The sequence below is a fragment of the Allosphingosinicella sp. genome, from assembly GCF_046295735.1.
GTDB lineage: Bacteria > Pseudomonadota > Alphaproteobacteria > Sphingomonadales > Sphingomonadaceae > Allosphingosinicella.
Window position 1 is genome coordinate 1 of the sequence record NZ_JBKBMQ010000011.1, and the last position, 13367, is coordinate 13367.

The window sequence follows — 13367 nt, forward strand, 5'->3', positions numbered from 1 at the left end:
CGCGAGGTCGAGGAGCGCACCGCGGCGGAACGGCGTGCCCACTCGCTCGCCTCCTCCGATCCCCTGACCGGCTTCCTGAACCGCCGCTCGTTCGCGCAGGCCGCCAACGAGCTGATGGCGTCGTCGCTGAAGCGCCGCCAGGCGGTGGCGATGTTGATCATCGACATCGACGGCTTCAAGAACGTCAACGACATTCACGGCCACCTCACCGGCGACAATCTCCTCCGGATGACGGCCGAGGTCATCCAGAAGACGCTGCCGCGCACCGCCGTCGCGGCGCGGCTCGGCGGAGACGAATTCGCCGCCGCCTTCCTGATCGACCCGGCGGCACCGGCGGAGGTGGACCGGATCGCCGAATATGTGGTGGACCGGCTCGGCAAACCGTTCGATCTCGCCGGCGTCCACACCCATGTCAGCGCCTCGGTCGGGATCGCCCGCTCGGGTCCGGACTGCACCAGTGTCGAGGCGCTCACCCGCCGCGCCGACATCGCCATGTACCAGGCCAAGAAGCTCGGCCGCGGCCGCTTCGTCTGGTTCGACGCGAGCATGGAGCGCGAGCTGCAGAGCCGCAACGCGATCGAGGCGGGCCTGCGCACCGGCATCCCCGCCGGCGATTTCGTGCCCTTCTTCGAACAGCAGATCGATCTCGTCAGCGGCAGCCTCCACGGGCTCGAGATGCTGGCGCGCTGGAATCATCCGGAACGCGGCATCGTCTGTCCCGACGAATTCATCACCATCGCGGAAGAATGCGGCCTGATCGGAGATCTGTCGCTCGCCGTGATGCGCCAGGCTTTCGAGGAAGCCAAGAGCTGGGACCCCAGCCTTACCCTGTCCGTCAACATATCGCCGGTGCAGCTCAAGGACCCCTGGTTCGCGCAGAAGATCACCAAGCTTCTGGTCGAAACCGGCTTCCCGCCGGAGCGGCTGGAAGTCGAGATCACTGAAAGCTCGCTTTTCGAGAATCTGGGGCTCGCCCAATCGATCGTCGCCAGCCTCAAGAACCAGGGCGTCCGCTTGGCGCTCGACGATTTCGGCACCGGCTATTCCTCGCTCGCCCATTTGCGGGCGCTTCCGTTCGACCGGATCAAGATCGACCGCAGCTTCATCGCGTCGATCACGGAGAATACCGAAAGCGTCGCGATCGTCACCGCGATCACCCGGCTCGCCGAGAGCCTCGGGCTCGCGGTCACCGCCGAAGGCATCGAGGACGAACTGGTCGAGGCGCGCCTGCGTTCGATCGGCGACTATCAGGGCCAGGGCTATCTGTTTGGCCGGCCGGTGCCCGCCGCGGAGGTGCGCAAGCTGCTCGCGTCGCGCGCGCTCCTCCCCAGCCCGCGCACCGCGCCCATGCCCACCGCGATCGAAGAGCCGCTGCGCCGCTCCGTCCGCAGGTGACGGCGGCGGGGGTTCCGGCGCTCCCCTGCCCCTCCCGCCAACTGGACTTGCCTTCGCCCGCTCCCTAGATGCGGGGGCGCATGAACCGGCGCTTCCATAAAATGCACGGGCTCGGAAACGACTTCGTGATCTTCGACGGCCGCGAGGAGGCGCTCGCGATGGATGCCGCGCGGGCGCGGGCGCTCGCGGACCGGAAGACCGGCATCGGCTGCGACCAGCTGATCCTCCTCGAGCCATCGGACGTCGCGGACCTGCGCATGCGCATCTTCAACGCCGATGGCGGCGAGGTGGAAGCCTGCGGCAATGCCGCGCGCTGCGTCGCGTTGCTGGCGGGCGGCGAAAGCCGGATCGAGACGAAGGGCGGCGTCATCGCCGCCTCGGCGAACGGGAGCGCCGCCACCGTCGACATGGGCGCGCCCAGGTTCGGCTGGGAGGACATTCCCCTCGCTTACGCCATGGATACGGCCGACATGCCGGTCGGCTGGGAAGCGCTGCAACGCCCCGCCGCCGTCAATGTCGGCAACCCGCACATCGTCTTCTTCGTCGAGGATGCGGCGGCGGTCGATCTCGCCCGGCTGGGGCCGATGATCGAAAACGACCCGCTCTTCCCGCAGCGGGTCAACGTCAATGTCGCGCGCCTCGCGGGCGGGGCCATCGACCTGCGCGTCTGGGAGCGCGGCGCGGGTCTGACCCAGGCCTGCGGCACCGGCGCCTGCGCGACCGCCGTGGCGGCGGTCCGGCGCGGCCTAGCGCGCGGCCCGGTCGAGGTGCGGCTGCCAGGCGGGCCGCTCCTGATCGACTGGGCGCCGGGCGGCACGATCCGGATGAGCGGCCCGGCGACCCCCGTCTTCGCCGGAGAGGTCGCGCTGTGAGTGGACCGGAGCTGATCACGCTCGGCTGCCGGCTCAACGCGGCCGAAAGCGAGGCAATGCGGGCGCTCGCCGCCGGCGCCGACGATCTCGTCATCGTCAACAGCTGCGCGGTGACCGGCGAGGCGGTGCGCCAGACGCGGCAGGCGATCCGCAGGGCCAAACGCGCGCGGCCCGAGGCGCGCATCATCGTGACCGGCTGCGCCGCCCAGGTGGAACCCGAGACCTTCGCCCGCATGCCCGAAGTGAGCCGGGTGATCGGCAATCGGGAGAAAATGGACCCCGCGTCATTCCGGCGAACGCCGGAATCTCACGACCTCACGCTCGACGACGGGAGAGAGATCCCGGCCTTCGCCGGGATGACGGGGGGCGCCGAAGTGCGCGTCTCGGACATCATGGCGGTGCGGAAGACCGCGCCTCATCTCGTCGCCGGCTTTGCCGAGCGGGCGCGGGCGTTCGTCGAGGTGCAGAATGGCTGCGACCATCGCTGCACCTTCTGCATCATCCCCTACGGCCGCGGCAACAGCCGCTCGGTGCCCGCCGGCCTGGTGGTCGATCGCGTCAAGGCGCTGGTCGGGGAAGGCTTTCGCGAAGTGGTGCTGACGGGGGTGGACGTCACCTCCTACGGGCCGGACCTGCCGGGCGCGCCGACGCTCGGTCTCCTCGTCGAGCGGATCCTGCGCCATGTGCCCGATCTGCCGCGCCTGCGCCTCTCTTCGCTGGACTGTATCGAGCTCGACCCGCGCCTGTTCGAAATCGCGACGGGCGAGCCGCGCTTCATGCCGCACCTCCATATGAGCTTCCAGGCCGGCGACGACATGGTGTTGAAGCGCATGAAGCGCCGCCACGGCCGCGCCGACGCGGTGGAGACGGTCGCCCGCTTGAAGGACCGGCGCCCGGAAATCGCGATCGGCGCGGACCTCATCGCCGGCTTCCCTACCGAGACCGAGGAGATGCACGCCAACAGCCTCGCCCTGATCGAGGAGTGCGACATCGTGATGGCGCACATCTTTCCCTTCTCGCCGCGCGCCGGCACGCCCGCGGCCCGCATGCCACAGGTCCCGCAGCCCGTCGTCAAGGCGCGCGCCCGCGCGCTGCGCGAGGCTGCGGCGCGGCGGCGGGCGGCCTGGCTCGACCGGCTGGCGGGGACCCGCCAGCGGGTGCTGGTCGAGCGCGGCGGCACCGGCCATGCCGAAAATTTCGCGCCCGTCCGCGTGGACGGCGTAGAAGGCGCAATCGTGGAGGCGAACATCACCAGAGTGGAAGACGGAATGCTGATCGGAGTGACTTCGTGACCGACACGCTTTGGCTGGACCGTATGCGCGCCGGCTTCCGCAAGACCTCGGACCGGCTGGGCGATAATCTGACGGGCCTGTTCACCCGCGAGGCGCTGGACGACCGCACCCTCGACGACATCGAGGAGGCGCTGATCGCGTCCGACCTCGGACCCACGACGGCCGCCAAGGTGCGTGCGCGATTGGCCGACGAGCGGTTCGAGCGCGGCCTGTCCGAAGCCGCCGTGCGCGAGGTGGTGGCGCAGGAGCTCGAGAAGATCCTGGCGCCGGTCGCCAAGCCGCTCGAGATCGAGGCCTTCCCGCGGCCGCAGGTGATCCTCGTCGTCGGCGTCAACGGTTCGGGAAAGACCACGACCATCGCCAAGCTGGCGCACCTGTTCATGGAACAGGATTATTCGGTGCTGCTCGCTGCCGGCGACACGTTCCGCGCCGCCGCCATCGCGCAGCTTGAAGTCTGGGCCGGGAGGATCGGCGTTCCGATCATCACCGGCCCCGAAGGCGGCGACAGCTCGGCGATCGTGTTCGACGGCGTCAAGAAAGCGACCGCCGAAGGGATCGACGTGCTGATCGTCGACACGGCCGGCCGCCTCCAGAACAAGACGCATCTGATGGACGAACTCGCCAAGATCCGGCGCGTGCTCGGCCGCCTCAACCCCGCCGCGCCGCACGACGTGGTGCTCGTGCTCGACGCCACCACCGGGCAGAATGCGTTGAGCCAGATCGAGGTGTTCCGCGAGGTGGCGGGCGTCACCGGCCTCGTCATGACCAAGCTCGACGGCACCGCCCGGGGCGGCGTCATGGTCGCGGCCGCCGATCGCTACGGCCTGCCGATCCACGCCATCGGCATCGGCGAGGGGCTGGACGATCTGCGCCCCTTTGACCCCGCGGAAGTCGCGCGCGCCATTTCGGGAGCCGGCCGATGAGGACGATGGTCTGGAGCCTCCCTCTCCGCTCCCTGCCCGGGGCGATGGGCACCGAAGGAGCCATCCAATGACCGTAGAGCAGAAGGAAGCGCCAGGCGCCGGCGCGCGGCTGCTGATCGACCTCGGACCGCTGGTCGTCTTCTTCGCCGTCAATTTCATGCGCGGCATCTTCACCGCGACGGTCGCCTTCATGGTCGCGATCACCATCGCGATGGCGATCTCGCGCTTTCGCTACAAGCACATCTCGCCGATGCTCTGGTTCTCCGGCCTGATGGTGCTGGTGCTGGGCGGGATTACGCTCTGGCTGCAGGACGAGACCTTCATCAAGATGAAGCCGACCATGGTCTATGCCGCCATCGGCGCGGTGCTGCTGTTCGGCCTCCTCACCAGCCGCAACCTGCTCCAGCTCGTGCTCGGATCGGCCTATCCCGGCCTGTCGGAGACCGGCTGGCGCAAGCTCACCCGCAACTGGATCGGCTTCTTCCTCGCCATGGCGGTGGTGAACGAAGCCGTCTGGCGCACGACCAGCACCGATTTCTGGGTCGGCTTCAAACTGTGGTTCTTCCTCCCCGTCACCTTCCTGTTCGCGCTCGCCAACATCCCGATGCTGATGCGGCATGGGCTGATGCTGGAGCCGAGCAAGGACGAACCGCCGATTCCGCCGACACAATGACCGCGCAGCCCCCCGTCATCCGCATCCGCGGACTCGCCAAGCGCTATGCCGGCGGCCACGAGGCGCTGAAGGGCGTCGACCTGGACATCACCCGCGGCGATATCTTCGCGCTGCTCGGCCCGAACGGCGCCGGCAAGACCACCCTCATCAGCATCGTCTGCGGCATCGTGACGCCGAGCGCCGGCGAGGTGCTGGTGGACGGCCACCACATCGCCCGCGACTATCGCGCCGCCCGCTCCCGGATCGGTCTCGTCCCGCAGGAGCTCCACACCGACGCGTTCGAGACGGTATGGGCGACGGTCACCTTCAGCCGCGGCCTGTTCGGCTGTCCGCCGAACCCGGCCTATATCGAGAAGCTGCTGAAGGACCTGTCGCTCTGGGACAAACGCAAGTCGAAGATCATGGAGCTGTCGGGCGGCATGAAGCGCCGGGTGATGATCGCCAAGGCGCTGTCCCACGAGCCCGAGATCCTGTTCCTCGACGAGCCGACCGCCGGCGTCGACGTGGAGCTGCGGCGCGACATGTGGGCGCTGGTGCGCCGGCTGCGCGAGACCGGCGTCACCATCATCCTCACCACCCATTATATCGAGGAGGCTGAGGAGATGGCCGATCGCGTCGGCGTGATCAGCCGCGGCGCGCTGATCCTGGTCGAGGAGAAGCATGCGCTGATGGCGAAGCTCGGCAAGAAGGAGCTGACCCTGACGCTGGCCGAGCCGCTCGCCGCAATCCCCTCCGAGCTGGCGCAATGGCCGCTGGAGCTGGCCGGCGACGGGCATGAGCTGCGCCTCGTGTTCGACGCCAATGCCGAGCGGACCGGCGTTCCGTCCTTGCTGCGGCGGATGAGCGAACTCGGCCTCGCCTTCAAGGATCTCAACACCCGGCAAAGCTCGCTGGAGGACATTTTCGTCAGCCTGGTGAGCGCGCCGCGGGAGGAGGCAAGGTGAGCGCGCGCGGCTTCAACTATCATGGCGTATGGGCCATCTACCGCTTCGAAATGGCGCGGGCGCTGCGCACCATCGTGCAGTCGATCGTGACGCCGGTGATCACCACCTCGCTCTATTTCATCGTGTTCGGCGCGGCGATCGGCGCGCGGATGGAGGCGATCGACGGCGTCTCCTACGGCGCCTTCATCGTGCCGGGCCTCATCATGCTGTCGCTGTTCACCCAGTCGATCTTCAATGCGAGCTTCGGCATCTATTTCCCAAAATTCACCGGCACCATCTACGAGCTGCTGTCGGCCCCGGTCTCGACGCTGGAGATCGTGCTCGCTTATGTCGGCGCCGCGGCGACCAAGTCGATGCTGCTCGGCCTCATCATCATGGCGACGGCCGCCTTGTTCGTGCCGCTGCAGATCCTCCACCCGCTGTGGATGGCGGCCTTCCTCATCCTCACCGCCACCACCTTCAGCCTGTTCGGCTTCATCATCGGGGTATGGGCGAAGAATTTCGAGCAGCTGAGCCTCATCCCCATGCTGGTCGTGACGCCGCTCACCTTCCTCGGCGGCGCTTTCTATTCGATCGACATGCTGCCCGAGCCCTGGCGGACCGTGACCTTGTTCAACCCGGTCGTCTATCTGATCAGCGGCTTCAGGTGGAGCTTCTACGGCACGGCCGACGTCGGTGTCGGCGTCAGCCTCGCGATGACCGCCGCCTTCCTGCTGATCTGCCTCGGCGCGGTGTGGTGGATCTTCAAGACGGGCTACCGGCTGAAGAGTTGAGCACATCCTCCCCGAGCTATGCTCGGGGAGGGGGACCATGCGAAACACCGCCTTTGGCGGCGGTCCCCCTCCCCCAGCGAGCTGGGAGAGGAATTTACCCCTCCTGGTCGGCGCGCTTGTGGCCTTCGCCGTCCATGTTCCGGGCGACGAATTCCCAGTTCACGATGTTGCCGAGCACCTTCTCGGCGAAGTCCGGCCGGGCGTTGCGATAGTCGATATAATAAGCATGCTCCCACACATCGAGCGTCAGCAGCGGCTTCATGCCGTCATAGACGAGCGGCGTGTCGGCATCGTGCAGCGAGGTGATCTTGAGCTGGTCGCGGTCGAGCACCAGCCACGCCCAGCCGTTGGAGAAATGGCCGACCGCCTCCTCCTTGAGCTTGGCGAGCAGATTGTCGGTCGATCCGAAGGCGTCGTCGATCATCTCGGCCAGCATGCCGGTGGGCCGCTGGCCCTCGGGCGGGGCGAGGCACTGCCAGTAGAAGCTGTGGTTCCAGATCTGCGCGCTGTTGTTGAACAGCGGGCCATCGCCGCGCTCCTTGGCGGCGCGGACCACCTCGACCAGCGAGGCGCCCGCCAAGCCCTTGGCGTCGAGCATTCCGTTGGTCTTGTCGACATAGGCCTTGTGGTGCTTGCCGTGATGGTAGTCGAGCGTCTCGGCCGACATATAGTCGCCGAGCGCCTCCTTGGCGAACGGGAGATCGGGAAGCGTGAACGCCATGAGTCTGGTCCTCCTGTCTGTGCGAGGACGCTGCTAGCGCGCAACGGCCGCCCGTGCAGCCCCTTTCGAGACGAGGGCGCAACAATTTCGGTTGGACCGATCGGTCGAGACGAACGGAAGCCGGACCTGGCGGCCCCGGCTGACGGGATCAGCGCTGGCCGCGCACCTGGAAGCGGCTGAGCTCGATCCGCGGTTCCTGCCATTCGGGTTCGATCTGGCTGGCGCGCTGATAGTCGGCGAAGGCCTCGCGGACGTTGCCGAGCGCCTCGTGCGCGACGCCCCGGGCATAATGGGCGAGCGCCGGCCGTTGCGTATTCTTCTCGAGCGCCACGGTGAACAGGGGCAGCGCGTCGCCGACATTCTCCCGCCGCATCAATGCGACGCCCTTGTTGAGATAGGCTTCGGCCTGGTTCGGATCGCGGGCGAGCGCCATATCGAAGTCGAGAATGCCGCTTTCTACATTGCCGCGGCGCACCTTGAGGATGCCGCGGTTGACGTAGGTGGCGACGACTTCGTAGCCGACCAGCGCTTCCTGGGTGAGCGCCATGTCGCAGCGCCTGAGATCGCCGGGAGTCGGCGTCAGCGGGGAGCGCGCGGCTTCGTAGCAGAGCCTGGCGGATGTGGTGCCGACCGCCATCACGGCGGCGGTGGCGGGGACGGCGAACGCGGCAAGCGCGACGGCGGTCAGGGCAGCGAACCTCGGCATCATCGGGTCCTCCTTGCGAATGCCCGATTATATCACGATCGCGCGCTCAGGACAGCAGTTCGTGGCGCCGCAGCGCGTGGCGCAGCTGATCATAGGTCAGCTGTAAGGCGGCCGCCGCAGCCCGTTGATTCCACCGGCATTTTTCGAGAGCGGCGGTGAGGATCGCCTTTTCATATTCGGCGACGGCGAGCCGATAGTCGGTGCAGGAAAGCGGGTCGTGCCCGCCCGAAGCCGGTACCGGCAGCGGCGGCAGGATCTCCTGAGTCTTGGGGGGTTCGATGCGCGCCACCGCGCCCGCCGCCGCATCGGCGCGCGGCCGCGGCTGAGGAAGCCAGGGCGAGTCGAACGGGTCGAACTGGATCTCGTCGACCGGCCGTTCCGGATCCTCCCAGCGGTAGACTGCCCGCTCGACCACGTTCCGCAGCTCGCGGACGTTGCCGGGCCAGTCATAGGTCTGGAGCGTGGCGGCGGCGCGCTCGCTGAAGCCGGGCCAGCGCGGCCATTCGAGCTCCAGCGCCATCCGCCGCGCGAAATGATCGGCGAGGATCGGGATGTCGCTCTGACGGGCGCGCAGCGGCGGCAGGGTCACCACCTCGAAGGACAGGCGGTCGAGAAGGTCGGCGCGGAACCGCCCCTCCTCGGCGAGCCGCGGCAGATGCTCATTGGTGGCGGCGACGATCCGTACGTCCACCTCGACGGGACGGCTGGCGCCGATCCGCGTCACCTCCCCATATTCGACGGCGCGCAGCAGCCGCTCCTGCGCGCCCTGCGACAAAGTGGCGAGCTCGTCGAGGAACAGGGTCCCGCCATGCGCTTCCTCGAAGCGTCCGGCCCGTGCCTTGGTGGCGCCGGTGAAGGCGCCGGCTTCGTGCCCGAACAGCTCCGCCTCGATCAAAGTCTCGGGCAAGGCGGCGCAATTCATGATAATGAGAGGCCCGTCCCAACGGGAGGACAAGTGATGCAGTCGCTCGGCCACCAGCTCCTTGCCGGTCCCGCGCTCGCCGATCACCAGCACCGGACGGTCGAGCGGCGCGGCGCGGCTGGCGCGCTCGATCGCGTCCAGGAAGGTGGAGGATTGGCCGACCAGCTGTGTTGTCCGCTCCATTCCCGATTGTTGGGACAATTTCCCACATCTTGGCAAGAGGAAAATGGCGCAGCAGCCGCTGCTCTCGCCGTTTTTCGCGGTTTTCCGGGGCTCCCGGCACTTGGCACGGCTCTTGTAAATCTGTTGGCATCGCCGCCGGACGAACGGGGCGAGCAACGCAACGCCAAGGTTCAGGGAGACCGACAATGTTCAACATCGAGTTCAGCCGGGTCGCCACTGCCGCCCTCGGCGCCATGTTCTTCGCGACCCTCTTCGTCGGCGCGGCGGTCGGACCGGCCGCCGCCTTCGACCGCGCGGCCCCGGCCGTCTATGCCGCCGCCCAGGCGGACCGCGCCGATGGGTAAGGTGGTGATCGTCGGCCGGGGAGAGCTTTCCCCCTTGAGCCCTCCCCGGCCTTCGTTCAGGCCTGAGCCGACGCGGGCGTTCGAAGCCCCCAGTTCAGTCAAGGAGCTTTTTAGCATGGGCATCTTTTCGCGGACACGCGACATTATCGCCGCCAACGTTACCGACCTGCTCGACCGGGCCGAGGATCCGGCCAAGATGATCCGCATGATCATCATGGAGATGGAGGAGACGCTGGTCGAAGTCCGCGCCTCGGCCGCGCGCACCATCGCCGACCAGAAGGAAATGCGCCGCCAGATCGCGAAGCTCGACGCGCTGCAGGACAGCTGGACCGAGAAGGCCGAGCTGGCGCTGTCGAAGGACCGCGAGGATCTCGCCAAGGCCGCCTTGGTCGAAAAGCAGAAGGCCGGCGACATGGCCGAGCAGCTCAGGATCGAGATCGCCGTGCTCGACGATGCGCTGCGCGCTTCCGAGGCGGACATCGCCAAGCTCCAGACCAAGCTGCGCGAGGCCCGCACCCGCCAGACCGCCATCATGAACCGCATCGAGACCGCGCAGAACCGGGCGCGGCTGCGGGAGGCCTATGGCGGCTCGAAGGTCCAGGATGCCTTTTCTCGCTTCGACGTGCTGGAGCGCCGCGCCGACCTCGCCGAGGGCCGGGCGGAGGCGCTGAGCCTCGGCGGCCCGGGCAAGAGCCTGGAGGACGAGATCGCGGAACTCAGGAATTCGGACAAGGTCGATGCCGAGCTCGAGGCGCTGAAAGCCTCGATGGCGCGGCGCAACGCGGGCGGCGACGCCCAGGAACAGGAGGGTTGATCGATGGAGGACGTGTTTCTCCCCATCATGATCGTGGCCATGCTCTTCATCGGGCTGCCGTGGATCATTTTCCACTATGTCACGAAGTGGAAGAGCGCTTCGACGCTGACCGCCGAGGACGAGAATCTGCTCGACGAGCTTCACGACCTCGCCCGCCGGCTCGACGATCGCATGTGCACGATCGAGCGGATCGTCGCCGCCGATAATCCCAACTGGCGCCAGATCGGCTGCGACCCGGTGGACGAGGCGCTGGAAGACCTGCGCGCCCGCCGGCTCGAAGCCGGCCGCTCCAACCAGCCTACGAGGAGGATCTCATGAACGCGCCCCGCCGCACCCAATTCTACCTCGACAAGTCCAATGCCAAGTGGAAGGGCGTGTGCGCCGGCCTCGCCGATTATACCGGGGTCGACGTTACGCTGGTCCGGATCGGCATCGTCATCCTGACCGTGCTCGGCGGCTTCCCGTGGACGCTGATCGCTTATCTGATCGCCGCCTGGATGGCGCCGGTGAAGCCGCGCGAGCTGGACTATGAAAGCCGCGAAGACGCGAAGTTCTGGCAGGGCGTGCGGACCAACCCGCGCCGCACCGCGCGGGACGTCCGCTCTCGCTTCCGCGAGATCGACCGCCGCCTCGCCGACGTCGAGACCTACGTCACGAGCTCGAACAGTCGGCTGTCGCAGGAAATCGAAAGCCTGCGCTGAGCACGGCAGGATCAATCAAGGGGACAGATCATGAGTTGGGGAAGCCCGGCCTTCGTACTCGCCATCATCGCCATGTCCTTCGGAGCATGGATCATCACCAGCTGGATCCGCGCCAGGCACGGCTATCCGATCGAGAATGAGTGGGGCGGGATGACCCACCCGGTCGACCCGGGCCGCGAACGGAAGGTCGAGACGCTGACCGAAGAGAATGAGCGGCTGCGCGGTCAGCTCGGCCGCCTGGAGGAACGGCTTGCGGTGCTGGAGAGGATCGCCACCGATCCCGCCGAGCGCACCGCGCGCGAAATCGACAGCCTGCGCTGAGCGGCGCGAAAGGGAGAATGAAATGGCCGAAGAGATCATCATTCCGCATCTGCCCTGGATCATCGGCGGCGGGCTCGTGCTTGGATTCCTCGCGATCAGCGGGTGGATCTTCACCACCTGGCTGAGGATCAAGCACGGCTATCCACTCGAAAACAGTTGGGGCAAGGCGCTCGAGCCGCGGGTGACCACCGAGACCGCCGAGCGGCTGAAGCTGATCACTGCCGAGAATGCCCAGCTCCGCGCCGAACTCAGCGCGGTCAAGGAGCGGGTCGCGACTGTCGAGCGGATCGTCACCGACGACGGCCACCGGCTGACCCAGGAAATCGAGGCGCTGCGCATCGACCGGCGCAACTGAACCGACGTCGGGCCGCGGCCCTTCGCCGCGGCCACAGGGGAGAAGGACATGCAGAGTTCGCATTTGATGGTGGTCCTGATCGTGTCGATCGTGATGATCGCCAGCGTTTTGAGGGCCAAGTACGGCTATCACCATCGCCGCTCCCGCCGCGGCGGCGAGAATGCCGAGGCGCTGGAGAGCGCGGAGACGGCGCGGCTCAGGGACGAAGTGAAGGCGCTGAAGGACCGCGTGATCGTGCTGGAGCGGATCGCCACCGACAAGAACCACCTGCTCGAACAGGAGTTCGAGCGGCTTCGGGATCGCTGAGGGAGCAGGGAAGATGACGACCGACCCCGCCTTGATCGCCGCCTTTGGATCGACCGCGGTCGCCGCCGTGGCGCTCGCCAGTGCCGCCGCGCTCAAGGGCTGGCGCGGCTGGCTTGAGCTGAAGCGGATGGAGCTGACCGGCGGCGGCGGCGGGGTCGCCCCGGACCTGCGCGACCTGCGCGCCCGCGTCCGCCGGCTGGAGGCGATCGCCGACGGCGGGGAATAAAGCCGTCGCGCGGCCGGGCGGAAGCCGCTAAGGGGCGGCCATGTCCTTCGGAACGCTCGACGATGTCTATGCCGATTACGAGTTGCTGGAGCCGGACGACCGCTACCGGCTGCTGATCGACCTCGGCCGCGCGCTGGAGCCGATGCCCGAGGCGCTGAAGACCGACGCCACCTTGGTGCGCGGCTGTTCCGCCTCCGTCTGGGTCTATCCGATGCCGCGCGAGGACGGACGGCTCCACTTCCTGGCCGACAGCAACGCGGCGATCACCAAGGGCATCGTCGCGCTCATCCTGCTCGCCGTCCAGGACAGGCCGGCGGACGAAGTGGCGGAACTGGACGTGGCGGGCGCCCTCGCCCGCTTCGACCTGCAGAACCAGCTGAGCTCCAACCGCACCCAGGGCATACCGAACATGATCGCCCTCATCCGCGACACCGCCCGGCGGCTCGCGGCATGACCCGGGAGGAGTTGCTGGCGCGGCCGAGCTTCGATCCGAAGCTGTTCCTTTCCTACGTCCGCAAGGTCGGCCACGGCGGCGCGCTCGGCATCTATTATCACGATCATGGCGCCGACTGGTGCGAACTCGGCCTGCCGTATGACGAGCGGCTGATCGGCATGCCGGAGACGGGGGTGCTCGCGTCGGGGCCGATCATCAGCCTGATGGACATGGCCACCAGCCTCGCCATCTGGATACGCCTCGACAGCTTCCGCCATCAGGCGACGCTGGACCTTCGGGTCGATTATCTGCGGCCGGCCGCGCCGGGTCGCGACGTGATCGGACGCGGCGAATGCTACGGCATCACGCGCAGCATCGCCTTCGTGCGCGGCACGGCCCATGACGGCGACCCGTCCGATCCCGTGGCCCATGTCACGGGCACGTTCATGTTCACCCGCTGACG

At 67.6% G+C, this 13367-nt stretch carries 20 protein-coding genes; 17 read left to right on the forward strand and 3 right to left on the reverse strand.

Translation table 11 applies throughout. From position 1 onward, the window contains the following. From ACK4K7_RS11210 to ACK4K7_RS11240, 7 genes are all read left to right on the forward strand, one after another. On the forward strand, positions 1-1395 hold a 1395-nt coding region (locus tag ACK4K7_RS11210), incomplete at its 5' end, for a putative bifunctional diguanylate cyclase/phosphodiesterase (protein ID WP_431866053.1). 80 nt (positions 1396-1475) lie between these two features. Next, the gene (gene dapF, locus ACK4K7_RS11215) at positions 1476-2267 is read left to right on the forward strand and encodes a diaminopimelate epimerase (protein ID WP_431866054.1); all 792 of its coding nucleotides are present in this window, start codon (positions 1476-1478) and stop codon (positions 2265-2267) included. After that, the gene (gene mtaB, locus ACK4K7_RS11220) at positions 2264-3559 is read left to right on the forward strand and encodes a tRNA (N(6)-L-threonylcarbamoyladenosine(37)-C(2))-methylthiotransferase MtaB (RefSeq protein ID WP_431866056.1); all 1296 of its coding nucleotides are present in this window, start codon (positions 2264-2266) and stop codon (positions 3557-3559) included. Before dapF ends, mtaB begins: the two co-directional genes overlap by 4 nt. Positions 3560-3582: 23 nt before the next feature. After that, positions 3583-4482, forward strand: a complete 900-nt coding sequence (gene ftsY / locus ACK4K7_RS11225; protein ID WP_431866250.1) for a signal recognition particle-docking protein FtsY — start codon at positions 3583-3585, stop codon at positions 4480-4482. A gap of 67 nt (positions 4483-4549) precedes the next feature. Continuing rightward, entirely contained in the window at positions 4550-5155 is a 606-nt protein-coding gene (locus ACK4K7_RS11230; RefSeq protein WP_431866057.1) for a septation protein A, read from the forward strand. Further along, positions 5152-6099 (forward strand): ABC transporter ATP-binding protein, encoded by a 948-nt coding sequence (locus ACK4K7_RS11235; protein WP_431866059.1) that lies wholly within the window; start codon positions 5152-5154, stop codon positions 6097-6099. The genes ACK4K7_RS11230 and ACK4K7_RS11235 overlap by 4 nt, the downstream gene beginning before the upstream one ends. Continuing rightward, the gene (locus tag ACK4K7_RS11240; protein WP_431866061.1) at positions 6096-6872 is read left to right on the forward strand and encodes an ABC transporter permease; all 777 of its coding nucleotides are present in this window, start codon (positions 6096-6098) and stop codon (positions 6870-6872) included. Before ACK4K7_RS11235 ends, ACK4K7_RS11240 begins: the two co-directional genes overlap by 4 nt. 94 nt (positions 6873-6966) lie before the next feature. On the opposite strand, the gene ACK4K7_RS11245 is transcribed toward ACK4K7_RS11240, so the two are convergent. The 3 genes from ACK4K7_RS11245 to pspF form a co-directional block, all read right to left on the reverse strand. After that, positions 6967-7593, reverse strand: a complete 627-nt coding sequence (locus tag ACK4K7_RS11245; protein ID WP_431866062.1) for a superoxide dismutase — start codon at positions 7591-7593, stop codon at positions 6967-6969. Between the two features lie 148 nt (positions 7594-7741). Continuing rightward, complete coding sequence (locus ACK4K7_RS11250) at positions 7742-8302, reverse strand: tetratricopeptide repeat protein (protein ID WP_431866064.1); 561 nt, start codon at positions 8300-8302, stop codon at positions 7742-7744. 43 nt (positions 8303-8345) lie between these two features. After that, positions 8346-9404, reverse strand: a complete 1059-nt coding sequence (gene pspF, locus ACK4K7_RS11255) for a phage shock protein operon transcriptional activator (protein WP_431866066.1) — start codon at positions 9402-9404, stop codon at positions 8346-8348. 185 nt (positions 9405-9589) lie between these two features. Between pspF and ACK4K7_RS11260 the strand changes: the two genes are divergently transcribed. From ACK4K7_RS11260 to ACK4K7_RS11305, 10 genes are all read left to right on the forward strand, one after another. After that, positions 9590-9748, forward strand: coding sequence for a hypothetical protein (locus tag ACK4K7_RS11260; RefSeq protein ID WP_431866068.1), 159 nt, complete (start codon positions 9590-9592; stop codon positions 9746-9748). Positions 9749-9863: 115 nt separating this feature from the next. Further along, the gene (pspA, locus tag ACK4K7_RS11265) at positions 9864-10562 is read left to right on the forward strand and encodes a phage shock protein PspA (protein WP_431866070.1); all 699 of its coding nucleotides are present in this window, start codon (positions 9864-9866) and stop codon (positions 10560-10562) included. 3 nt (positions 10563-10565) lie between these two features. Beyond that, entirely contained in the window at positions 10566-10880 is a 315-nt protein-coding gene (pspB, locus tag ACK4K7_RS11270; protein ID WP_431866072.1) for an envelope stress response membrane protein PspB, read from the forward strand. Beyond that, positions 10877-11263: an envelope stress response membrane protein PspC gene (pspC, locus tag ACK4K7_RS11275; protein ID WP_431866073.1), complete on the forward strand. Its 387-nt coding sequence runs from the start codon at positions 10877-10879 to the stop codon at positions 11261-11263. The genes pspB and pspC overlap by 4 nt, the downstream gene beginning before the upstream one ends. Positions 11264-11293: 30 nt before the next feature. Then, on the forward strand, positions 11294-11584 hold the full coding sequence (locus ACK4K7_RS11280; RefSeq protein WP_431866074.1) for a hypothetical protein: 291 nt from the start codon (positions 11294-11296) through the stop codon (positions 11582-11584). Positions 11585-11606: 22 nt separating this feature from the next. After that, a complete protein-coding gene (locus ACK4K7_RS11285) occupies positions 11607-11939 on the forward strand; it encodes a hypothetical protein (protein ID WP_431866076.1) in 333 nt (110 codons plus the stop codon). 48 nt (positions 11940-11987) lie between these two features. Then, positions 11988-12245 carry a hypothetical protein gene (locus ACK4K7_RS11290; protein WP_431866077.1) on the forward strand — a complete coding sequence of 86 codons (258 nt, stop codon included), beginning with the start codon at positions 11988-11990 and terminating at the stop codon, positions 12243-12245. 13 nt (positions 12246-12258) lie between these two features. Beyond that, complete coding sequence (locus ACK4K7_RS11295; RefSeq protein ID WP_431866079.1) at positions 12259-12471, forward strand: hypothetical protein; 213 nt, start codon at positions 12259-12261, stop codon at positions 12469-12471. 40 nt (positions 12472-12511) lie between these two features. Next, positions 12512-12925: a SufE family protein gene (locus ACK4K7_RS11300; RefSeq protein ID WP_431866081.1), complete on the forward strand. Its 414-nt coding sequence runs from the start codon at positions 12512-12514 to the stop codon at positions 12923-12925. Then, positions 12922-13365: a PaaI family thioesterase gene (locus tag ACK4K7_RS11305; RefSeq protein ID WP_431866083.1), complete on the forward strand. Its 444-nt coding sequence runs from the start codon at positions 12922-12924 to the stop codon at positions 13363-13365. The genes ACK4K7_RS11300 and ACK4K7_RS11305 overlap by 4 nt, the downstream gene beginning before the upstream one ends. Positions 13366-13367: the final 2 nt, after the last annotated feature.